Genomic DNA, 24,694 nt, shown 5'->3' on the forward strand with positions numbered 1-24,694 from the left:
TAATGGGAAATTCTTAGCTACTTATAGCAGGTTACGCAAGCTCCCCCGCCTTCAGCTTCATCATATATATCATCCATATAATCAGTATCAATTTCCTTAACAGCTATTTGAAGTGCGTTACGTCTCTTATTTTTCTTCTTTAAAAAACGTTCAAACTTCTTTTTATGGTTCATTTCTATTTGTTCTTTTCTTGCATCAGACTCTAAAGTTGAAAGGGGTGTGTCTTTGCCTAACCAATAAAAAGTACCATCTTCTCGTTCATCTTCAGCAGCTTTTTCATATTTTTTAGCTTCTTCAAAAGCTTCTGGATATATTTCTTTTAATCTTAACCATTCAATCTTCTGTTGATAAAAACAAAATGTACAACCGCTTCTAGATCGCCAACCGTAATAACCAGGTTTACCATCATCCATTGCTTCAACTATTTTTTGTAAAGTCTTAGCATCAACATTCCCTTTATATTTAGGGTCCCTATGCTTCTTTTCCACTAACGCACTAAAGTGCGCAGTTATTTCACTTTCACTGAGTTCTTTAAGTTCACGGTACGAAATTACATCTGGGTGGTCGGAAAATAGGTCTGCTTTTCTGAGAATGTCAAAAACACCATTACGGTCAATACCATCTTCCCTAAAAGGCATTTTAATTTTCATATAGTTTTCAGAGATAGAGTTAGTCATGAAACCTGTTCGTTCAGGTTCATCAGCTCTTATTCCAACATACGAAACAACTTCTTCATATCCTTCGTCTTTCATTTTCTTATTCACCCACAACTCGTAAGGCACTAATTTCATCTGAATAGTGCACCATCTTGCTTGGGGGGACGGAAGGTAATTCTTGTGTTTTTTTAAATGGAAATCAAAATTTTTCTTTTCCCTGTTAGATGTATAAACTTCCTCATAAGGGTCAATAATAGTTCCAACGTAACCTTCCAACCTATTAACAAAATCTATAACCTCTGGTAACTCTTTACCAGTATCAGTAAAGTAGTAATGCATATCTAGGTCGGGGTAATTTTTTCTCATATACATAGCAAGTGCTGCGCTATCTTTACCGCCAGAAAGGCCGAGTACATGTAATGTCTTTTTTGTAGAACTCACTTAAACTTCCTCTGTTTCTAGTGATTCAAGAACTCTTAATAGAATAGCTCGTTGCTTGGCCGAGTCTATTTTTTTAAGAGTCGCTTTTACTGAATTCATTTCTTGTTTAAATTCTCTATCTACTTTATTAGGAGATAAGTCGCCTAATACAGCATAGTGAGAAGCTGTTTTAAACTTGTCTATCATCTGAACTAATTCAGAGTTAGCCTTTTCAAGCGCCATATCATTCCAGTTTCGTTCAGCGACACCCGATAAAAGGGATATAATACTTGAAACCCACTTTTCGTTACTTGCAAATTCCGCTAAGCGTGAAGCGAATGTTTCAAGTTTATAGTCAGATGTATATTTAGCAACATTTTTACATTGAGTAAGTAACTTCGGATCCAACTTAAAGAATGATGTTATGCGTGCCCTATAAGCATTAACCATGTCCAGATGTGCAGAGCGCAATTCATTAATTACTTCAGAAATTTTATCTGTTTCAATATTAACTTTGTGTTTATTGAATAGCTTAGGAATATCGTCCATTAAGTACTGTGTAGGGTCTGATGCTAACAAAGTAAGATCTCTAAAACCGCGAGTAAGTTTTGAAAGGTTATTTGTCTTTTTCGTCCAAGGAGTCAACTCACTAACGAATTGAACATATTCTTGAGCTAACTTCAGTGTCGTGGGTTTTACTGAGCCACTGTTTATTGCACTTGCTAGAGAAGCAAGATGGTTTAATTTTATACCATCCATTGCAATAAACTTAATACCAACGCCTTGCGGTTCTTTTATTAGTTTTATTGCAAATTCCTCATCAGGTTGAGAAATAAATATATCGTTATTATTAACGTCTTTATCGTAAAAAGCTAAGTGCTCAGTATTAGCCATTAAAAATGCTAAACACCAGATAGGCAGTATGCCTTTTGCTAAACCAAAAGGTTCTTTACTCCATAATGAATAAATCTCAGATAAGTAAATAATATTATTCTTATTTTCTTTTAAGTAACTAAGTGCATTGCTAAATAATAATGCCATATCAGCATTATCTTCTTTTGGCATGTAAAAATCAGCTTGCTCACTTTCAGAGTCAAATTTATGTAGTCCTTTCTTAACTATGCATGAAAGGTACAAACCTTTTTCAGGAGGGAAACCATCTGATTCAAAGCCTAAATCTCTCTCATCAGCATAATCAACCATCCGAATAAGTAGTTTTTTAATAGCTGCATTTGCACTACCTGATGGCTTAGATCTATTAACCAGTTCATTAATCACTTTAGGTGCTGCGCTAAACACATTATCAGCGATAACAGAAGCTACTTGAGAAAGAGATCGTCCAGCTACTTTTTCACCTTGATGCTGCCAGGTAGAGTGTTGAAAAACAGATGACAACTCCTTTTCAACTTCTTGAAACGCCAATGAAATTCGACTATCAAGCTCTTTCGTTGCAATTAGGTCATGCTCAATCTTATCTTCTTCTTTTGCTATTTGATTTAACGCAATTAATTCAATTGCAGCTTCTTTTAATCTTTGCAATGAATTTGCATTACCAATAGCTGCAAAAGGCAGGCTTGGCATAGCATCGGCTAATTCCTTTGCCACCTCTATAGAAGCAGGGAGAAGGAAGCTAAGAAAAGAAGCGCCTTTTAGAGGTTCTTTCTTTAACGAATTAATAAAACCAGGCTCAATTTTATTTATGAGTTTTGTATTTGCCCAACGCATGGAACCAGTTCTATGATAATGTGCCGTTGCTAAAATATTTTGCGGAATATCACAAACCTTTGTCCAATCAACTCCTTGGCTAACTGACTCAATACGTTCTAACACCATGTTATGAATATCAATATCGCTGCCCTGAAATACAAACAAAGCATTGTGATTTTGACGATAAATAATGATCGTCCAAGATTCTAAATCTTTAATGGCTTGGGAAGTTTTTGCTTTACTTACACCCTGAGCGGAAAAGTAAGAAATTATAAATTCTTTTTTCGCATGTAAATGATGTTGAAAACCAAATATAGTCAAAAGCGCAATTACTTTTGTTATTGATACGTGTAGCTCCGTACCTTTTTGCTCTGCTCGATAAATAGCATCACACCCTTCTAACCAAGCTTTACTGTCATGCGAAGTAACAATGAGGTGATGTAAATTGTAATGGAGGTAGTCCCACAGTAATTCAGGACGGTATAGAACTGTCGATTCAGTTCCAGAATCGAAATTAGTCGATAAAAACTCCCTAAATCCCAATTTTTCATGTGAGGCTAGAAAGCCGAATAAGCTTCGTTCATTTTGCGAAAAACGTCTTCGAGAAATAGGACCAAGTAACAAGCTTACAATTGGATCAAGTGGAAGTGTTTTTATTAATGCTTTTTCATTGATGTTTTTATGTTCAAAGTGCGCTAATACATGACTGACTAGATTCTTATGCTTTTTTTCTAAAGCTTCTATAATTTCAGGTGTTTTTGCAATCGAATCACCTACTAATACAAGTGACTCCTCAATTGAAGGATTAAAGCTTAAATCTCTATAACGACCTTGAACTTTTGCCCATTCTTTCTGAGCTTTAGCATCTTTATTTTTTGCGTAATCTGAAAATGACTGATGTAAGAAGCCTACAAGAACAACCGAGCTTTCAGCTTGTTGCGCAATATCCGCAAGTGATTGGAAAAAATGTAAATCTTTATTATTCCTTGATTGGTAATCAAGTGCTTTACCCATCTCATCAAGAAAAATAAGCGTGCCATCAACTTTTCTTGAAGTAGATCCTAACGTACGTTTAATCTCAACTAAGCATTTATCATCATCAAAACCATTAACCTCTTCCACACTAAAATCAATTTCAAAAGCTCTATATATACTTTTCAAAATAGAGTTAGCTGGTGCTTCAAGACCGCAAACATGCTTAATTACTTGCCAACCCTTTTTTACACTAAAACGATGAGAAAAATCATCAAGAACGCCTTCCGCTTTCTCAAGTTTATTTGCTGCATATGTTCGTTCTGCTTTATTTGTAGAAAGCAAACTAGCTAAAAACAAAGCAACTGTAGACTTACCTGAACCGTACGGACCCGTTAGTGTGTAAGCTCTTTGTTCACTACCTGAAAAATCACGGCTAATTGTATCTAATACATTTACCGCTGTACCATGCAATATAAAATCATTTAAAAATGGTTTGAAATCATCGAGTTGACTATCAATCCTAGTTGAACTTTTGTAGCGCTGATTTATACTAATTAATGAGTTAGCCATTATGATGTAGCTCCATAGAATTTGTTAAGCACAGCTAAAGGATTGCTCAAATACTCATCATTTATTTTTACTTGACGTAATCCCAGTGAGTCAATCCAAGATACTCCACCTTTAGAATACTCTTGTGCTTCATCCAACTTTTGCCCTAATCCGCTTTCTGAAAGCCTAAATATTCGCCCAGGTGAGCAAGGCTTTGTTAATAAAGAGTCAAAATCAACGCTATTTATGTTTGAATCTTTAGTTTCGACTTGAGCAAACTTAATTAAGCCATAAATAAAAACCTCAATAGGAAGTTCAGGGCGCTCAGCTAAATCGCTTACATAAAAGCCACCACCATTGTCTGTAACTAAATTAAGCTCAGTTAAAGGTGAAGTAAAGTGCTCTTCATCTATTGTTAGCTTTTTCTTAACAGCATCACTTTTAAACTTTTTACTATAAGTATTTAAAAAGCAGTCAATATCTTTTTTAAGAGTACTTTCATTACCTATATCGTTAGTAACCAACTTTTTAGCATCACTCGAACAATCTGAAAGCAGTTTTGATTTTTCGAAATGCTGCACATGAGAATAATTAAAAAAGTAGCGATAAGCACTAAGGTGCTGAAAATTAAAATTTAGCCAAAAATGAACAAGCCACACAGAGCCTATTTGTTCTAAATACGGATCTTTTCCTGTATCTGTGTTAAATAAGTAATCGCCGTTTTCTGAAGTGAAATAATCAATATTTGATTGAGATCTTTTACTAGATAGTAACTCAGCAGACTCTGCCCAATATCTAATAGCATTGACCATATTTTTACCCACACCAAGTTTAATTATCGCTTGTTGAGTTTCTTCTTCCTTGCTTGTTTGTAATTTACCACCGGAATTCAAATGGTTAACAGCTTTAAAGAGCCAGCCATATCTAAGGGGAAAAGTGTCGTGACCGGTAAATTTAGCTTTCATTCCTGTTGCTACCTCTGGAGAAATTGTCCAGATGCAATAATATATGTTTATTCTTCAAGGTTAAAGTAAAAGTTTACCTTTATCTGTATATTTAAACAGTGCACAGAGAGGAAGGTTAAATGGGTGTTGTGAACCATTAATAAACACATGATTTAAAGTGTTTTTAAGTTGAATTGATTAATATAAATCAATAAACTGAGGTAAAAGAGAATATTATAATAACTGCTACTTTAAAGCGAGTATTGTTTGAATAAAAAACTCTAAGGATATCGTGCTTTGTACGACTTTTAAAAAGGATCTCCATGTTACAAAAAATATTATCTAATTTCTCTGAAGACGAGTTACTTACCTTTTTACCTAAGCAATCAATAGATTTTGCGGTAAATGTTTCATCAGAAAATGCAGAGTTAAGTAAAATCAAGCTTGCGGGTATCGTTGCATGTACTAAACAAGTTGAATTTATTTTTAATGATAAGTTACGCGCCCTACTAATCGATCGGTTAAAGCCACAATTATTTATAGAATTATTTCCAGAGTTTGAACTATCCCCTCATCAAGTTTCACCTAAACATTATAGCGCTGCTATTAGTTGGGCATCTGAAGATTTATTAAAATTCTCAGAAAAAATTGGTTTACAAGAAATTTATGAAACCGAAAGTAACAATGATTCAGAAGTAGATAGCATTTCTAGAGTTGAACCGAATTATGCTTTATATCCTTATCAGCAAGAGATTTCTCAAAACGTCCTATCTTCTTTAGCTTCAATACCTCGCAATAGAGTTTTAGTTCATTTACCTACTGGAGCAGGGAAAACCCGTACAGCTATGAATATTGCTTCTGAACACTTAAGGGCCAATAAATCAAATGTTGTATTATGGTTGGCAGATAGAGAGGAATTATGTTCGCAAGCCTATTCTGAATTTGAAAAAGCATGGCAATCACTTGGAAATAGAGCAACGTCTCTATACGGGTTTTATTCCAACTCAAATGAAAGCTTGGGGGGAATCGATTCAGGATTTGTTGTGGGGGGGTTACATAAATTTTTAAGCTTGAGAGAGAACGATACTAGAAAGTTACAACTACTTTATAAGGAATTAAGAAAGTCCGTCACTATGGTCATTTTTGATGAAGCTCACAAGGCCATAGCTCCAAAATTCTGTGAAGTTGTTAACGACTTCATTTCCGGGGACGACTTTACTGCTGATCTTATTGGTTTAACAGCTACGCCAGGTAGAAGTTATTCGGCTGAAGGATTATCTGAAGAAGACAAAGAATTGGCAGATTTCTTTTATAACAACAAAATATCCATGAAAATTTCAGGGTATTTATCCCCGATTGATTACTTAGTAGAAAATGGTTATCTAGCTAAAGCAAACTTTAAATCATTAAATTATGATCATTCTGGTATTGCAGCCTACGAATTAAAGGATTCAGGCGGGACAGAAACAATGAAGGCATTAGCGAATAACATTGAACGTAATAAAATAGTTCTTAATACTGTTATGCTTGAATGTGAACTAGGTTCACAAATTATCGTTTTTGCTTGTAATGTAGAACATGGAGTTAATTTAGCTACAGCATTAGCTTATAAAGGGATTAAGGCTGCATCGATCGACAGCAAAAACGACTCAATTGAAAGTCGCAGAGCGAAGATCAATCAATATAAAGAAGGAAAGCTACAAGTACTTGTTAACTTTAATGTACTAACTGCCGGCTTTGATGCCCCTAAAACTAACGTCACTGTAATTGCTAAACCTATGAACTCTTTAGTGCAATATCTGCAAATGGCCGGGAGAGCAATGAGAGGGTTTAAAAGTGGTGGAAACAAAGAATGTAATATTTATACGGTTATGGATGATATTCCTGAATTTCAAAGTGTCAATATCGCTTTTGAATACTGGAATGATATGTGGGTTACAACTGAGGAAGTAAAATGAGCAATAGGTTTTTAAGTGCATCAACAGTAATAGAATCGTTAAGAGACAACGGTTATAACAATACCGCATATGCCCTTGCTGAATTGATTGATAATAGTCTACAAGCTAAAGCAACAAGAGTTGAAGTTGGCTTTATTGAAGAGAAATTAGCTAAAAGAAAAAACTATACTGTTTCTGAAATATCCCTATGGGATAACGGTAACGGTATGGATGCAGAAACATTGCGAGTTGCAATGCAATTCGGTGGTGGCACTCATCGTAATGATAGTTCTGGCATGGGAAAGTTTGGCATGGGACTGCCTAATTCATCTATTTCACAATGTAAAAGAGTGGAAGTCTGGAGTTGGCAAAAAGGTGGGGAGCCTTATTACACCTATTTAGATGTAGATGCTATGAAAGAAGGTACCTTAGAAGAAGTGCCTATGCCTGAAGTTTCTCCTATTCCCGTAAAATATGAAGAAGCTTTTTTTAACAAAAGACCTGAATCAGGTACGTTAATCATTTGGTCAAAGCTCGATAGACTCAGTTGGAAAACAGGACAATCTATTTACCGTCATTGTGAGCATCTAGTTGGTAGAATGTATCGTAACTTTATTTGCAATGACAATATAAAGATTGAAAGCCGAACTTATCGACCATCTGGCTCTGAAAAATTAGATACTTGGAAGATTGAGGTATTTAAAGCTAATGACCCTATGTATTTAAAAAAGAATACATCATTACCTGTATTGCCTGGTAGCTATAAAAATGAAGCTTTTTTTGAATTGATGGATGAAGAAATTGTTTCAGTTGAGTATATAAATGAAAACGGTGAACCAAAGCGAGATGATGTAACTATAACCACATCCATGGTTAAGAAAAGCATTGCAGATAAGATATTAAAAAATACTGTAGGCCGACTAGGCGGAACAGAATGGGGTAAACACTGTAGCAAAAATGTTGGTGTTTCAATTGTAAGAGCTAACCGAGAGTTAGTCTTAAGAGATTCCTTTCTGACGTCAGCACTTCGTGAAAGCAAAGGCCGTTTTATAGGTGTTGAAATATCATTTCCACCAAGTTTAGATGCTGTTTTTGGTGTAACTAATAATAAGCAAGATGCTGTTAAGTTAATACCATATGATATGAATTCTATTAGTTCACAGGCAGGCTTTGATTCTGAACAAGAGTACCTTCGAGATTTAGAAGAAAATTCTGACTCTTTACTTCAAGTTTTAAAAGTAGTCAGTGTTATAAAAAAACAAGTTTCCGCATTAACAAAGTCGTTAGAAACGATTAATGTCATAGGCAAAGGCGTTAAAGGTGCTGAAGAAACAAAAACTGTTGCAGAAGGGGCGGCAGGTAAAGCGACTCAAGGTTCGGTAAGCAGAGAGAAGCATGGACATAAAACCGAAACCATAAAAGATGAGTTAAAAAAAGAAGATGTTGTTGAGCACCTTAAAAGTGCTGGTGGGATGACTCAAGATGAAGCTGAAAGTAAAGCTGAACGATTAATCCTCACAGGTAATCGCTTTTTAATTGAAGATGTTGCAAGAGACTCTGAGGCTTTCTTCGATGTTTCAACTAGTAAAGGCTTAACACTCGTATTATTCAACACTAACCATGTTTTCTATAATAAGCTTGTGAATAAACTTGGTGAAGAAGAGCTAGAAGTAATACAAACCGCTATTGCAGGCTTTGCCCGTGTAATGAATGAGACTACACATGAAGGAAAGTTAAACCACTTAAACTTTATTCGTAGAGAGTGGGGACGTGTAATCAGTGAATTCTTAGAAGAGCCGACAGACGACGATGTTAATGATTTCTAATTTAGCCAATCAACTACTAGGTAGACATGACTAGTTTAATTTCAAATAAAGAGCTAACTATTAAGTTAGAGTCATGTCTTCCTTATGCAACAAAAGTTAATATCATATCAGCTTTTATCACTAAGCCAGCATATCGCTGGCTTAGTGAATTAACTAAATTTAATTTGCCTGAAGTTGCTTTAGTGGGTAGATTTTTGCCCAAAGACTTTATAGATGGTGCCAGTAATATTGAGGCCATTAGAGAAAGTTTACTATCTGGATACTCTGTTAAGGCCCTATCAAATTTACATGCAAAAATATATCAAATAGATAATGATTTGATATTTACAGGTAGTGCGAATATGACAGGTAAAGGACTTGCATTAATTGAAGAATGTAATCTTGAAGCTTGTGCAAAAGTAGCTCCAAGCGATGAGTCAAAAGCTTTCATTGATAAGATAATAAACACTTCTGTTAAGTTAACCTTAGAACGGCTGGATAAAATGCAAGCCTTTATCGATGAGTTAAATTTTTCTACAGAACCAGAGGTACCTGACAATTGGCCTGAAGATATCATGCCAAAAATTAAAGATATATTTGTATCTGATTTTCCATTAGCAAAACCGGGTGAACCATGTGAAATTTACCAGATAAACCCTTCTCTTGATTTCGCCATTATTGAGTCAAACAATACTAATTTTGACGATGCTCAGTCATTATTTAAAAACTCTAAGGCATATCATTGGCTCAAAACAACTGTGGTTAAACACCAAGGAGATAGAAATTTAGGGTTTGGTCAAATATCACGTATGTTACATGATGCGTTAGCAGATGACCCTGCACCATATCGAAGAGATATAAAGGATATTCAAGTTAATATGTACGAATATATAAGACTTTATGCGCCAGATGAAATAGAAATTTATGTTCCCGGTAGCAGAAGTGAAGTAATAAGAATAATCAAATAAGGAAAAGTAATGAAGCAAGTTGCCTCTGAAGCTTTAAATCTAGAGCCTAGAAGCTGACTGTGTTAGTTGTAGTAGTTCACTTTAATTGTGTTAGTTTAAAGCCTTCTATTACATAGAAAGGCTTTATTAATTCATATAATGAAAGCATTGTTAATTTATGTTTATTTATTTCAGAGAAGTCGATGGCTTTTCGTAATTTCGTATTAAAAGATTTTTGCTTTTTATATTGTTTAAAACTTTCATCGATATATTCTATCTTATCAAGTAATACTGTCCGTTTTTCTTCTCGAACATAATCAAAAAAGTCGACATCTTGTTCTGCCATCTTTATTTTTACACGCTCTTTAAGTTGTGGTAGTGGTGAATTATCAAAACCTTCATAACCTAACAAAGTTACCTTACCTGATGTAATATGTATTTTGATGAGCTGAATCTCATCAAGCTCACCGTACAATTGCAAGGCTGAATAAACATATACTCTTAATAGAGGAGATAATTCACCAATAAAATTTTTGTGAAGAGTAAGAGAGTGTGGTAACTCATTTTCTAGCGTTAACTTAGATGCAGGCAATGCCTGCTTAGCCTTCAAGCATTCAGCAGTAATTTTTTCAATATTAGCAATATCAAACAGAAGTTCTTTAGCTTGATGCTGTGCTATTTTATGTGTATCGAAAAAGGCTTTAATATCCCGTTTTAAATCGTCAGGGAGGTGAGTATAAGCTTTTCTTCCTTCAAACATGCCTAAAGCAAAGTAGATTAACATATCTTCTTTACGCATACTTTTAGCTAGCTCTAGCTCTTCCAACCCAAACCAATCAGTTACTAGTTTTAATGCTTTTTTATTTGAACCTATTACTTCCTTTATTTTGTCACTCTCACTGAATTCTTCATTAGATGGAACTCGCCCATAAGCTAAACAGCTCAACCAAAAAGACTCTAGAAGTTCTTGATGTTTTGTAAATAGTATTCTGGCCTGATCTTCACTAACAGGCTTAGGCGCTGTTAATTGTTGCCATTGATAGCTTCGTTTATGCCTATTTTGCAAAAATTGTTGTTCAAGCACCTTATCTTTAAATATATAAAATATCCCTGGGGATATGGCTATAGGCTCTTCATCAAGGGTTCTTTCTATATAAACTTTTAATTCAGCTTGAGAGAAATACTTTTGAAATGTATTTCTAGAAGTAATGACGCCATCTTTATAAGGCTTAAATTGTGTTAAATAACTTTCATTTGCCAACATAGCAGAAACAACTAATAGTTTGTTGGTTGCTTCCCATGCACCTAATACAGCACCAATTCTTTCGTCTTGATCTTCAATAACATTAATTACAAAACCAATATTAACTACATCTGAGTTAATTATTTCAGCATCAGGCCTGAAATTAGGGTCCCAGCCAAGTGCATCAAGCCCATGAGCTTCTAACTCTCTTAAGTCATCACCCCTACCACAACCGTAATCGAATATTGAATACTCACCCGATAAGAATCCACTTTTGGCTAGGGTATTCATAGGGGCTGATAATTCATGCCTTACGATGGCGGTTTTATGTCTATCAATTTCTTTGTCTTCGTTAATATTGTTATTTACTGCTGAGCGCCTAAATAAGCGCCCATCAACTAGCTCATAACCATGCTTAGCAATTAGTCTCTCCCAAGAGCTTTTAAAGCCTATCATACGACTATTTTCATAAAGTCCAGCAGCTTCACCCTCCTGTGTAATCATACAAAAGTGATCATAAAACTCATGTCCTTTAGGAAGCATTGTCTCTTTTCTATGAAGGATGGGAGGGTTTTCTTGTGCTGAGTAGCTAGTTATGCGATGCGATAGTTTAATTAAATCAACATTTACGCTTTGTTCTAGTGCAGGGTAAGAATCATCATAAAATAATGGGTAATTTAAAAGAGATAAGCGAAAGTCATTTCTAAAAACTTTAACCAAATTCCAATTTTCATCTTCAATTTTTAATGCTTTTGCGACAACGTTAATAAACTTAGACAAAGCCTTCGGAACTTCAGAAAAGGCGTCTTTATGGAAGTATATAGAGTCAGGAAGCTTCTTACCTACATCGAGTGAGTTAACTAATTCTTTAAATTGTTCAGCATTCATGTTGTAGTTCTTCTGCTAATTCTTTGGCTTTATGACCGTATGCTCTTTTACCAGGTATCCTACGGCCATTTTTACTTTCATTCATTACCTGTAAATGCTTCAAATTTTCATTTCCTACGCTTACGTGTATTGGTCTGTTTTTTCCGTAATAGTACACTTTGTCAAAAGCTAAGTTGTTCACTATAAACACCATAACCTTATCCATTTTATTTTCATAACCTTTAACGATGAAGTCACAGGCTAAACCGTGTCTTTTGCAAATTTGATTATTAGCGTTGTTGAACTCTGATGCCGCGTGTTGGTCAATAGAAGGGTATGTACCAGATGCGCTGTTTTTTTGGATGAATTTATTTAATTTTGCTGACACAAAACCATAGGTGATATTAATATCGCCAAATTTGTTGCTGATGGGTAATAAAATAGTTTCGAGCATCATTTTCGCTGATTGGATTGACTCACTTGCTTTAGGAGTGTTATCAATATTAATTGAGTGCTTACCTTGATACCAATTGAATAATTGACTAGCTAGAGGATGTTTTAGTAATAATTGCTTATCATGAAGTTTGTATAAAAAAGCATTTCCTTTTTTCACAAATTTTAACTCACCAGACACTCGCATGTGCATCAGTTCGCAATCAGAAACACTTAATAGTTGTTTGAATTCTTTAGAGGAAAATAATATTTCTGTGGTCATAAGTAATATGCTTAATTGTCTTCCTTTAACTCAATAAAATGAAACATTATAGTATTAATAATTTTTATAATATATCTGCGAGTAAATAACATTAACTATGGCTTATTTTTTCTACTCTTTATAGGCACTTACTATTTTTATACCTAACATAATTTAAATTGTCGATCAGTTTACGTAAATAATCGCTATTACTTAGTGAGAATAAGTAGCACTGATACTTCTGATTCGTTGAGAAAATTGAGGGGTCGACATAATAAAATTAATAGACAGGTTCACCAGTGATTTTAATGGAATATCATAATGATCTGTTTTCCCTATTGCTGGGTGTATCTCAAAACAGCGTAAGTATTCTCGAATCTTGGTTTCAACATCTAAAGCAAATTTTTCATTCGCTCTAGACTCTAAACAAACAACAATGCCCACATCTTTTTGGGTAAAACGATCAGAGTTATCAGCAGATCCTATTTTTGAGCTACTCTCTGTCCGCTTTATATAAAAGTATGGCGAGGTTCTATCGATTGCTGAAATTGAACTCGTATAGTTTATTTCGTTATTAAAAGCAGATGCATTTATCCAAGGTTTTGGAGGATTATCATTTTTTCTAATCAATGAAAACTTTCGGATTTCATTGTCAAAGTAATCGTTCAGCTTTTGTTTAGGTATACATGCAATCTCAGGGCTTTCGATGAGGCTCTTCAATAAGTCGAAAATTATTTTTAACTGTGTTGGCTTTGAGTGTGAAACTGGAAGGGCTACGAGTAATTGGTGCTCAATTAAAAAATCTAGTAGCTCAGGCTTAGGCCAATATCTCTTATCACCGACCGGCATCCCTTTTTCACACCAGACTTGATAACATTCGGCTACTACTTGATAACTAGCAGCATTTTTAATCGATATTTGAAAAAAAGAAATTGCACTTTTTTTTTCAGGTTCCATAAGCCATCTGCCATTTACTTGAGATAGGCAACATCTTGAAGAGGGGGCTTCATTGATGTTTAAATATTTAGCAACATCCTGAACTAAGTAGTAACCATTATTTTTATATATACTTAAATTGTCAGGCGTTATTCGAACCCCTGTGATAGATAATATCAAATCACATATAATATTTGATGATATTGCATTTAATTGTACTCCCTTCTTTTTTGAATACTTCAAAATGTCAGCTAAATGTTTGATCACCCCTAGATAATCGTTAGCTTTGAGACCCAAATTAACCGCAACCAATTCGAGCTTAGACGCGACTGTTTTCATTGAACAACCCCATGTTCCATGACCGTGTTAAATTTGATATGTTCTCGAATATACGCATCTACTTCTGGACATATATGTTGAGGGGCAGCTATCCTCTCAATAATTTCACTCGCAATTAGAATTATAGACTTAAATTCCCTTGTAGATTGAAAGTCTTCAATCATCTTTCTGGCAATTTTGTCGTAGTGAATATTTATTGCTGCTTCTATAGCTTCCAACATATATAACTGAGAGAGTTCATAAGATGCTATCGGCCATGCTTCTGAATGATAAGGAAACAAAGACGAAGCAAACCTCATCATACTGATTGGGCATGATAAATTAGCGAAAAAACAAAGAATTTGTTGAGCTTGCAGCGATGCTTTAGTTAGCATTATTCCACTGAATTGCGATGCGTTTAACATACATCGCGTACCATCCGACGCTTCCATTTTCTCTTGAAAAGTTGACTCGCAGTCATTATTTAACTGTTCATCTAGCCGTGATAAGTCGAGATAAATCATTATAAATCACCATTCAAACGGGCTTTTATTTTAATGGGGGAGTTAATTCGAATAGAGCCTGAGATTCTAAGACACAATACAGACTGACGGAGAAGTATAATTGATGAAAAAACTAGGCACTCATCATTGTCCACTTTCAGCTCGGCTTCTCCTGTTTCAGCGTTTTTTAGCGTTATATATTTATTAAGTTCTAAGCTACCCAATATTTCGTTATTGAAATGGTCAACAAGCACTAGTTCTATTTGATAATTTTGCCCTACTGAAACTAAAGCTTCGATTACTTCGATTAAGCATTCGCGCGGACCAAAAATCAGCGGGATATCACATGAAAACAGTTTGAGTTTAGAGCTAAGTTTTGAAAAGTGAAAATAACTATCTTTTTCTGCAAGCTCGATAATATCTGAATGATCAAGTCCACGGGTGTAAATTTTGTTGAAATAAGATAAATAGAGCCTCTGAAATACTTCAAAGATATTGACGTAGGTATTTTCAGACGATTCAATCGGATCAATATATAAAAAACGATTTGCCATAACTTTTAGCCTCAAACATTTGCCATGATTTAACAAATAGCTTAATTCAATAAATAATCAAGCCATTGATATAACAAAAATTATTATTATACGAATATTAATTCAAAGCATTTTAAAGGCTTTATTATGTTATAATGTATAAGGAATTTATTAATGATTGAATAGGTAAGAGTTATGCTGGTTAATCATTAAAATACTTTCTGGTTGGGTAAATGTTAATACAAAGCTCTAAATATATTAAGGTGATTGCTCACTATTTGACACTTTCTAACAATATATTTTTAAGATTTAATTTCAGGTAAAAATCCATGATTGATAGTACTAGCTCTAGGCTGGTTTTTGATGGCCTGAACAAGCATACTATTTGAACCTACAAAGATAGTTAGGTTTTTACTACGTGTAAGTGCCGTATAAACCATGCTGCGCTCAAGGAGTTTACTTGGCACGGCACAACAAACGATGATCGCATTATATTCGCTGCCTTGGCTTTTATGAATTGTAATTGCATAGGCAAGTTCAATACCTAATTCAAAACAATTCTCTTTAGTAAGCAACCTTGAAACACCATCAAACCTAATGTTAACGCAGTCTTGACCATTCTTATTCAAAATTTCTTCAACAACCCCTGTGTTACCATTGTAAAGCCCTAGGCTGAAGTTGTTTACTGTGACAATAACAGGATCGTTTTGCATTAACACAGTATCACCTAGACGCACCACAGGGCGCGAATACTCATATCCATTTGCTTCAGTGTAATCGTTTATTTTTGGTGAATTAAACACAAACTGCATGGCATTATTTATTACGGAAGTATTGTCGGCAGCACTTAATGAAGCATGAGGTGTGATGATTTGACATCTTTGCCTTTGCATCGTATCTGTAAGCTTTTTAATAATGTCTTTTTGTTCCGGGTTGCACTCAACAATATATACTCCATGATCTTGTCCTTCCCATTTAGGTACAGGGAAGTGTTCTCCATTTCTGACCTTCATTGCCATTTTGTGAATGGGGCTATCAGCTGTCTGGCGATGAACTTTTGTTAATTTCTGGGTACACACACTATCAACTAAAACATGAAAGAACAGTCCAAAGCCTATGGGACTTAACTGTGCAGGATCACCCACAAGTACGAGGTGATAATTGGTAGTCGAAAGTAATGAAAGTAGCCGATTCGCCAATGCAATATCGACCATTGATGCTTCATCAATGATGATAATGGGGGTGCCAGATAAATTAACGTACTCACTGCCTTCTTTCACCTGTTTGATAAACCCGTGGATTGTAAAACTTTCATTAGAGCGCCCTGTGGCTTGTTCTATCCTATCTTTAGCCTTGCCTGCAAGCGCAGTTAAATATGGCTGAAATCCTAGTTTTTCTGCTATGTCTGCAATGGCTCGAAGTACAGTTGTTTTACCTGAACCGCCGTATCCAGTGATAACTGAAATCCTTTTATCGAATACCATTCTAATTGCATTAAGTTGCTCATTCGTCAGTGAATAGCCTTGTAACTTTATGAAATCAGAACTGTACTTATTAATAATCCGCTGCGCTTCAGGTGCATTGATAGAAAGCTGAAGTGGCTCTTTCACTAGTTCTGCCACGAGTTTTTCAAGACTTGATTCAATAACAGCTGCACCGAACGTTTGAAATTTCAATAAACCGGTAGACGTTTGAAATGAACAGATAGCTTTTATTTTACAAGCTTCATGTATTGCCAATTCAGCACGTTTATGACTACCTAGTAATTTTTCAGAATGTGTTACCAACTCATTCTTAGTCATTGCTGTATCACCAGAACGGAGGGCTGTGTAAAGGGAGTGTTCAACGGCTCCAACAAGCCTTTGTGGGGCATCCCTTGGTATCTCAAGCTTTGAAGCAATGGTTTCTACTGTGCTCCATAACTTCGGACTGGTAGGCGCAAATGCAAGCAAGGCATAAGGGTTGGATATTAGTCTATTCACTGCATTTTCATGGCATATTTTGGATATTTGTTTTGACATGTACGGTGAAATATTGTGCTCAGTTAAAAATTTTGCAAGCTGCATCTCATTTTGTAATGGCGTCCAACATTCACAAAGCGTCTTGGCAATTGGCTCAGAAATTATATCTGCTAAATGAAGATACTTACTTTCATCTAGTAGTTTTATTAACTCTAATTCACAACCAACGCCTCTAATGAGCTTGTTTACTTTGTTTTTCCCAAGCCCAAAACCACGAAACATAGGGTGGTTAATGAGTAAGCTACTTAGATATGACGGGGAAGGAAGGTCAGTAATCGCACATTTAGTCAGCCTTATTTGAATTCCATACTCTTCACTTCTGCTAGACGATCCCTCAATGTACCAAAATTCACCTATTTGAGGCGACCGTGTTAAAATCTTATAACTTGCAACACAGCGAATTCGGGTATTTTTTTTTGTATCCTTGCCGCCAAAAATTGCTCCGCCAAACGTACCAACATGCACTGAAGTGACCTGTATTGTTGTCCTTGTTATTATTCCCATAAAAAGCGCCTCTTACCATCATCTAACATAGACTCAGTGGCGTTAATTTGACCCTGTAGTTTGTTTTTAAGCACTTTGCATTCTTGCTCTAGGGAAGCATTAACATTACGCAATTTTTCGACTTCCGCTGTAACTCGTTCTAATTCTCTTGATAACTTTGATGCATCTTTTTTAGCTTGATCTTTCTGAGTTTTAAGCGCTGATTCTACTTGGTTAACACTCTTGGCTTGGGTTCCAATATTATCAATTGCCTTCTTAAGCATCTTTCCAATTGTATTGTTCGGCTTTTGAAATGCCCCTCGTTTACATTCGCATATTCTGGCAAGTTCAGAAATATTGACGTTACCGTCAACTTGATTGATTGGCAGCTTTTCACCAGTGACTTCTAACTTGATGAGATAATCAGTAAAACTCTGTATCACTCGTTGATGTTTCTGATTAGGCGAAAGCTTTTTAGTCATCTTTTTCGAACCCTTTAAACAGGTAACTGTCGAGAAGCCTTGTTGTCTCCAACATGTTTTCATCAGCAATAACATTATTTACTGTTCTAGAGCAGTTTATTATTTTCCCATCATTGAAGCTAAAAACGTTATCAGAAGCTTCAACCAACGCCATCACAATCTTATGTGCTGCATCCAAGGCTCTAGCATCATCTTGTTTGTTGACGCTGTTAGCTGAAGATGTTGTTAACATCTTTCCCTCGACTTGCCCTAGATTTTTTTTTGCAAAATTTTTGAATGCAGCAAGCTCATCTTTTAGCTCAGAAATTTCCAGCTGATAAGTAAGTATTTCTGCTCGCATTTCATTTATGCTACTAAGTTTTTCGCTTTTTAACAGGTGTTTTTCAAGTTCAATTTTATATTTTGTACCTTTCCTTACTAATGTTGTGGGGTGCACTAATGATCGTTCCTTTTCGGCAATTTTAGGGTATTCAAGCTTCAGTATCCTATTGACTTCTTCGGAAACATGAGCTGCCAACTGCCACTCATTTGGGTAGACCTGTTTACGCCTAGTTATGTCACCCAGTACCCGTTTGATCAAATCCAGCCTGAGTTGTTGTTTTTTTAACTGGTGTGCCCCGAATCTATTATCACCTTTCTTAGCTCCGCTACCCATTGATTACCTCTAATAGTTTTATGTTACCTTCAGGACCCCTTAACGGCTCAGATAACAATTTTGTTGCATCTTTCAAGGAAATCCCCTGTGCTTCCGTAAAGGTTCTAAGAATACCTCTAAATTCATCTATCAACTCAAAGCCATCCGGTTGTTCTAAAAGTTGATCGAATTTTTTTTGATTAATAAGAATTTTATTTCTGATTTGAGTAATTTGAGCTTTCAACTGTGGCGTGAAATATTCCTGAAATGCATTTGCATCTTGAATTCTCAACAACAATGCATTTACGATATTGTCTTCGACTTCTCCTTTGACAAAGTACTCCATTAAAATATCAGGTCGTGCGACAAGAAATTCTTTTGTGCCGTCAGCACATCTGCCTTTTAGATTTGCTAAATTGATTTGAAGCAATTCATAAGTATAAGTCCAAGCAGCTTCTTCATTGGCAATTTGGTTTCTCTCTTGCTCTTTCACATCTAGGGCTTCAAAATCAGCACCAGCTTCATGTGCTTGAATGATATTCTCGGTCTTTTCTTTTAATTCATCATTCAGTTTACGAATGTGAGCCAGTATGCGAGGGATATGGTCAACGGTTTTTACTGAAAAGTAGCATTGGCCACATTGGAGTTCACCAAACTCTTCTTTAATCTCTTTAGGGCAAACTCCTCCGAATGGACATATGTGTGTTGGCATAAATGCACAATTTGAGACCGGAGTCATTGCTATAGTTTTTAGGCCTCCAACTATATCTTCTTTACTATTTTCAGCGGTAAAACCGACAGCCCCAAAGTCATTACCCAATAACGTCGGATCATGCTCAACTACCTTCTGTAAATTTTTTTTGACCCGTGCTTTTTGTTCATCAGTTAAATTCCTATTGGTGGTACTTTTTAAGTGTTGTTCGCTAAGGAGTATATTTTCATTATAATCTCCAACTTCCTTCAACCAATCAGGATCTACTTGGATATAATATGAAAGAACGGCTCTGCTTTCATGGCCGGTTATATAATCCTGAATCGCTTGTGGCGGCAATACCTTAATTTTTTCACTTGCAACGGATGCTCGTGTGCCGTGAGGTTTGAAATCAGTTTTATATTGTCCATTGAAATAAAACGCGGCCTTAGTCGCATATTTCCAAAGAAGCATCGTGAGTCTTCTTTCACTGAGTTTCGGGTTTGCATCCCGCTCTTGTTTGACTAAATTACGTGCATCCTCTATTTTTTGTAATGACTTCTTTGAAGTTGTACCGAGTTGTTGGATATCTAATCCTGATAACTGAATAAACAAATCGTAAAAAAACAAAAGTCTTTTATATTGAACTCTACAAGGTTCATCTTCTATTACATTTGGTGAATCTTTCGTTGCATCCATTGAACAAAATAGGGATTTTATCTTTCCATGTATCGAGCCTTCGTGGTAGTCATACCATAGGGCAGGAACCTCTATATCCAGAGTATCTTGAAAAGCTTTTAAACGCCTGAGCAAATTATGCACACGACTGCTGACATAAGGTTTCCATGGTTCTGTTTTCACCTTATCTGTACTTACCTCTATTTTATCTGATTCATTTGCAGCGATATAATGAACTTGTAACTCAGAAATATGCGAATTAGAACTTTGTGGAATCTGATTATGGGTCAAATCAAACTTTTCTCTATCTAGCCATCTTATGTGGATATGTCGTAACCCTGTCTCAAGTGCTATCAAGTTTTCAAACAACACTTGAAAGGTAGGGTAGTTATATAACTCTCCATTCTTCATCGATGTTATTTCGTAAGTGAGGTTGCTTGGAACATAATAGATAGGTTGAAACCTACCATCAATAAGCACTAGAGGAACATAGCCTATTTCCTGTGTGTCATAACAATGTCTTGAAGATACTCCGCCGGGAACAAACCTGTTTTCTGAAATTAAATACCAGTAAAACTCACAAATTGCCGATGTAAATGAGTGTATATGTGAAAATTGACGTCTCGGAAACGCTTTTTTATTAGTCCCTTTTCGACGAGGAGCCCTTACAAAATCCAAATCTGAAATAGGGTTAACAAAACCGGATATATCACCATCGTTATTAAGCAATATCCAGTCGAAAAATAAAGAGATAGCTCTTAGATTTGCATTGAAACTTTCATTACCCAGTGACTTTCTTAGTTTTTCTTTGAAGCTTGGTATTTCCTGATCTCCAATAAAATGTTTCCTTTTAAATTGGCTAGGAAAATTGGGAATCAATTCACTTTCTTGACCTAACTCACGAGGCAAATCGATGCATATATGATTAATTAGTTTACCTAGAATTCCTTCTAGGCCTCTAATTGATTTGATCCCCGTTGCTTTTTTTTCATTAATATATCGATTTGTAAGTGTTATCCATTCATTACCAACCTGACTAATCATTTTACCTTGATCTAATTTTTTAATTAATGAAGCTGTGGGTACCTCAGACAATGTTAGATGAATATCGTTAAGTTTAAAATTGCACCTATCGGGAGCATAGCGATAAATCAGAGTCAGTAAGTCTCCTAATGCTAAAGTTAACTTAGTTTGATTTACATCTTTTTTTTGTTGATGCATTCGTTGGTATTCTAGAGCATCGCTTAACTGAATATCCTCCACATTTCGCCAACTTGATGCAATTATAGCTTTATAGAGTAAGCCTACCTTTTGTGCTCTCTCTTTATCCTTTGATGTAAGGTGTTGTTTATGCTGTAAAAATATATTGAACAGTTCAGGGTAGCGTCCTTCTGAATAGTCTTTTCCTTGTGTGTTTACAGGAGTAAAATCAAAAGGCAGTAATATTGCACCTGCACTGTATAGTTCAAGGAAGAAAACTTTTAGAGCGGATTTAAAGTTATCTGAATATTCTACTTTCCAAAAGCCAAAATCTTTTTCTTTCGAAATAAACTGATTAAAATCTTGTTTTGCAATATAGTCATGTTCAAGTAATTCATACAGGTGAATCAAATCACTTTTATTTAAAGGTTTTACACTTTTGAACACATATATAAAGCCAAGGCGGGTTGTTTTGAAGTCTCTTAAGGCTCCATGCGTTTTCATACTAACTTCATTATTATAATGTCGACTTAGCAATACATCAAACGTATGTCTCAAGCTAATTGCTATAGCTCGATCAAGTGCGTTGCCTGTTAAAATAAACTTTAACTTGTTGGTCAAATTAACGTCAAAGTGAAACTGTTTGTGCACTTTGAGTTCAGCCCCATCAAGTTCTGAATTGAATTTATCTTGTCGTTCAAGTTGTATTTTTATCAAGTCATTTAACTTGAATCTGCACCTTTCAGGTGCATAAGATAAAAACCCCTTCAGCATGGATGAAAAGGGAAGAGATTTTATTTTTTTTTCGTATGAAGCATTCTTTCTTCTTAGATTAATGTAAAATTCTTTAAATGAAAAAATATCATCCAAGTCAATATCTTCAATCGAATACCAAGTAGAAGCAATCAAGCAATGGTAACCAAAATCCTTCACAAAATTTTTTCCAGTATCTAAATGGTTACTTAAATCTTCAAACCTTTTATCTTGGAAGTGTACATTTCTAACTAGCTGGAGTGTCTCTGGATATATTTTTAAGCCAATCTCAATCCATTTTGACGAATCTGTGCTACGGGCTTTAGGTGGCTTATAGTCAAATGGGAGTAAGACTGCACGTTGTGCCCACAATATATAAAAAAACAACCTGAAATTAGACTTAGTTATATTATAAAGGGTTTTGGTTACCGACTCTTCATCTTTTATAGCAGGTAATAGCAATGAAATAGTATCAAGGCTACTATAGTCTTTATTTTCTTCAAGACTGATAGCAAATAACTCTCTGCACCATTCTTCATTAAATTTTACTCTATTAGCTTTTCGATGATTGTGAAAGTATTTATAAAAGCAAAGCCTAACATTAGTCTTACTGGTCACTTGAGATGGACCAATACTTTGCGAGATATTGTTATGTTCAAAAATCAATTTTATTGTTTTATCTATTGCATCATGAACGGACGCTTCCAGCTCTAAACCAGACTTTAAGAAATGCAGCTTCGTCGAACAATTAATCATTTTTACCCTCCTTGCCGAGTAGTCGTGCTACCTCCTCCTTTACTTCTCTCAACTTACTCTCTTGATACTTGAAACTTATCATTTTTAAATCAATTTCATTTGCATCAAACAGGAGCTCATTTGCATATTGAATTTGTGCTTTCAGAAGATCTTCATCTTCTTTTGCATATATTTCCGTTGATGAAAGCGACTCATGGCCCATCAATATTCTTACGTATTGTATGGGGAGACCAAACTCATCATTTGGAAGAGGTAAGTAATTTAGGGTATACCCACCATACGTGTGCCTCATCGAATGTGGACTAATATGAGTCGTATCTGTAATTCCGGATTTCTTTGCTGCCTTTTTAAATTGTTTAATGCGACTGCTTCTATCTGAGCAAAAAAATGGTCTTAATGTCTTGTAGTTTTGAAAAATAAACGGATGACCACAAGTTGAAACCCTGTCTTGCTTCATATACTTTCCTAAGTAACGAAAAAACATTGATTTGAACGGTTCAATAAGAAATGTTGTTTCTGTATTTCTACCTTTCCATGCTAACTGTCTTTCTTCCTCGGGAGTCAATCCAAGCGTATTTCTATTTACTTCTGCCGGATCACGTAGATACACCTCTTTTTTATGTATATCAAAATCCGTAAGTCTCAACTGAAGTGCTTCGTGCGTTCTAGCGCCAGATGCTGCCAACAATGAATAAAGAGTTTTATCCCTAAGGTTTGTCGCTGACTCAATCAAGCCGCTAATACATGAGAGTTCGATGGATTGAGTCGAATATACTTTATTTTTTTTACTTGACCTTTTTGTTATAAGTACACCATAGCTTACACGCTCTTTTGCTGTTAACCCTCCCTTAATGACACCGGCAATCATGCTGTTCTTTTTAATATTTTTACTTTCAAAAGAACTAATTAGACTTTTTGCAGCTGTAAACAAAGGAGTGATATCTCCTTCGTCAGCTTCTTCAAGTTGTTTCAGTTCGCCAAAACGAATGAAGTAGGAAATAGCATTATCAATTAGTACAAGAGAATTCAATGATGTCTTTTCTCTTTTACCTTGTTCAATCGCAATTTGTCTAACAATTGGATCTGGTGCATCTTCAGCATGCAGCAAATAACTAGTGTAGCTAATAATGATTAATTTAAGCGAAGATTTATCAATTGCTCCGGGGGTAAGCTCAATTGCACGTGTGATATAGTTCAGGAAGCGATAAACATGTTCGGCATAGCCATTGACGGTATTTGCCGCATACCCCCTTTCGATCATGTGTTGAACAAAAAACTGATATGGGCGGTATAGGTTACCAGCTTTATCAGCAATAATGCCGTCAATTGGTTCACCGATCATGTAAAAAGCTTTGCTTACTGTACCGTACTGCATAAATACTACTCCTACTACTCACCACTATAGTCGGATTTTTTAAATGTGCAAATACATTCTCGCATATATAGATTATCAAATCGATTACGTGTATTTAAACGGAGATATACAAATGGACTAAATTCCAGTAGTTATTTTGTGCCCTCGCTACATTGAGTTCTACATTAAATCGTGGATGTTATAATATAGTTTTGGGTGGTAGGTAAAGTGCATACGTTGAACTTTCTGCTCTTCTGATACAAAAAAAGACGCCATATGGCGTCTTTAGATGATGTATGGTGGCCCCTCTGTGATTTGAACACAGGACCTACCGATTCTGGTTATCCAATACTTTCGTAAAGGCCTGGACTATATCATCACCCTCGAAATACTTCGGTGGGGTGTTGGACGCTAATGATGTATTAATCAGCAAGATCGTGCTGAGCCATCTAGTCTCTGAACCTTCCTGATACGCTTATCAGGCTTGGCTGCTGATTGGCATGTTTCAAAAGAAACGAAGCTTTCCAGCAATTCATCCAATTTTCCATACAGCATTACTGCCATAGGTCACAATTTCTTATGAGTCGGGCGCTCTAACCAACTGAGCT

Annotated in this window: 16 protein-coding genes; 3 read left to right on the plus strand and 13 right to left on the minus strand. The window is 35.6% G+C overall.

The window, feature by feature from the left end; translation table 11 throughout:
* Window positions 1-17: 17 nt before the first annotated feature.
* The 3 genes from ABD005_RS01840 to ABD005_RS01850 are packed head-to-tail and all read right to left on the minus strand — an operon-like array spanning window position 18 to window position 5,272.
* Window positions 18-1,097: a phosphoadenosine phosphosulfate reductase domain-containing protein gene (locus tag ABD005_RS01840; RefSeq protein WP_343814316.1), complete on the minus strand. Its 1,080-nt coding sequence runs from the start codon at window positions 1,095-1,097 to the stop codon at window positions 18-20.
* The gene (locus ABD005_RS01845; protein WP_343814319.1) at window positions 1,098-4,328 is read right to left on the minus strand and encodes a hypothetical protein; all 3,231 of its coding nucleotides are present in this window, start codon (window positions 4,326-4,328) and stop codon (window positions 1,098-1,100) included.
* Complete coding sequence (locus tag ABD005_RS01850; protein ID WP_343814322.1) at window positions 4,328-5,272, minus strand: DUF4007 family protein; 945 nt, start codon at window positions 5,270-5,272, stop codon at window positions 4,328-4,330. The genes ABD005_RS01845 and ABD005_RS01850 overlap by 1 nt, the downstream gene beginning before the upstream one ends.
* 302 nt (window positions 5,273-5,574) lie before the next feature.
* On the opposite strand from ABD005_RS01850, the gene ABD005_RS01855 reads away from it, so the two are divergent.
* From ABD005_RS01855 to ABD005_RS01865, 3 genes are read left to right on the plus strand one after another with little or no spacing between them, the layout of a single operon-like run.
* Window positions 5,575-7,209 (plus strand): DEAD/DEAH box helicase, encoded by a 1,635-nt coding sequence (locus ABD005_RS01855; RefSeq protein ID WP_343814325.1) that lies wholly within the window; start codon window positions 5,575-5,577, stop codon window positions 7,207-7,209.
* A complete protein-coding gene (locus ABD005_RS01860; RefSeq protein ID WP_343814328.1) occupies window positions 7,206-9,014 on the plus strand; it encodes an ATP-binding protein in 1,809 nt (602 codons plus the stop codon). Before ABD005_RS01855 ends, ABD005_RS01860 begins: the two co-directional genes overlap by 4 nt.
* 26 nt (window positions 9,015-9,040) lie before the next feature.
* Window positions 9,041-9,961, plus strand: a complete 921-nt coding sequence (locus tag ABD005_RS01865) for a phospholipase D-like domain-containing protein (RefSeq protein WP_343814331.1) — start codon at window positions 9,041-9,043, stop codon at window positions 9,959-9,961.
* A gap of 76 nt (window positions 9,962-10,037) precedes the next feature.
* Here ABD005_RS01865 and ABD005_RS01870 read toward each other — a convergent pair whose 3' ends face one another.
* The 10 genes from ABD005_RS01870 to ABD005_RS01915 all read right to left on the minus strand — a co-directional run bounded on the left by ABD005_RS01870 (window position 10,038) and on the right by ABD005_RS01915 (window position 24,107).
* Complete coding sequence (locus ABD005_RS01870; RefSeq protein ID WP_343814334.1) at window positions 10,038-12,071, minus strand: DNA phosphorothioation-associated putative methyltransferase; 2,034 nt, start codon at window positions 12,069-12,071, stop codon at window positions 10,038-10,040.
* Window positions 12,061-12,765: a hypothetical protein gene (locus ABD005_RS01875; protein WP_343814337.1), complete on the minus strand. Its 705-nt coding sequence runs from the start codon at window positions 12,763-12,765 to the stop codon at window positions 12,061-12,063. The genes ABD005_RS01870 and ABD005_RS01875 overlap by 11 nt, the downstream gene beginning before the upstream one ends.
* A gap of 192 nt (window positions 12,766-12,957) precedes the next feature.
* On the minus strand, window positions 12,958-14,019 hold the full coding sequence (locus ABD005_RS01880) for a hypothetical protein (protein WP_343814340.1): 1,062 nt from the start codon (window positions 14,017-14,019) through the stop codon (window positions 12,958-12,960).
* Complete coding sequence (locus ABD005_RS01885; RefSeq protein ID WP_343814343.1) at window positions 14,016-14,522, minus strand: hypothetical protein; 507 nt, start codon at window positions 14,520-14,522, stop codon at window positions 14,016-14,018. The genes ABD005_RS01880 and ABD005_RS01885 overlap by 4 nt, the downstream gene beginning before the upstream one ends.
* Entirely contained in the window at window positions 14,522-15,055 is a 534-nt protein-coding gene (locus tag ABD005_RS01890) for a hypothetical protein (RefSeq protein ID WP_343814346.1), read from the minus strand. Before ABD005_RS01890 ends, ABD005_RS01885 begins: the two co-directional genes overlap by 1 nt.
* A 281-nt stretch (window positions 15,056-15,336) precedes the next feature.
* Complete coding sequence (locus ABD005_RS01895) at window positions 15,337-17,559, minus strand: AAA family ATPase (protein WP_343814349.1); 2,223 nt, start codon at window positions 17,557-17,559, stop codon at window positions 15,337-15,339.
* Window positions 17,550-18,020 carry a hypothetical protein gene (locus tag ABD005_RS01900; RefSeq protein WP_343814350.1) on the minus strand — a complete coding sequence of 157 codons (471 nt, stop codon included), beginning with the start codon at window positions 18,018-18,020 and terminating at the stop codon, window positions 17,550-17,552. Before ABD005_RS01900 ends, ABD005_RS01895 begins: the two co-directional genes overlap by 10 nt.
* Window positions 18,013-18,675: a hypothetical protein gene (locus ABD005_RS01905; protein WP_343814351.1), complete on the minus strand. Its 663-nt coding sequence runs from the start codon at window positions 18,673-18,675 to the stop codon at window positions 18,013-18,015. The genes ABD005_RS01900 and ABD005_RS01905 overlap by 8 nt, the downstream gene beginning before the upstream one ends.
* Window positions 18,668-22,732: a hypothetical protein gene (locus ABD005_RS01910; RefSeq protein ID WP_343814353.1), complete on the minus strand. Its 4,065-nt coding sequence runs from the start codon at window positions 22,730-22,732 to the stop codon at window positions 18,668-18,670. Before ABD005_RS01910 ends, ABD005_RS01905 begins: the two co-directional genes overlap by 8 nt.
* Entirely contained in the window at window positions 22,725-24,107 is a 1,383-nt protein-coding gene (locus ABD005_RS01915; protein ID WP_343814354.1) for a tyrosine-type recombinase/integrase, read from the minus strand. The genes ABD005_RS01910 and ABD005_RS01915 overlap by 8 nt, the downstream gene beginning before the upstream one ends.
* Window positions 24,108-24,694 lie beyond the last annotated feature (587 nt).

The organism is Colwellia asteriadis, assembly GCF_039523295.1.
GTDB classification, from domain to species: domain Bacteria; phylum Pseudomonadota; class Gammaproteobacteria; order Enterobacterales; family Alteromonadaceae; genus Colwellia; species Colwellia asteriadis.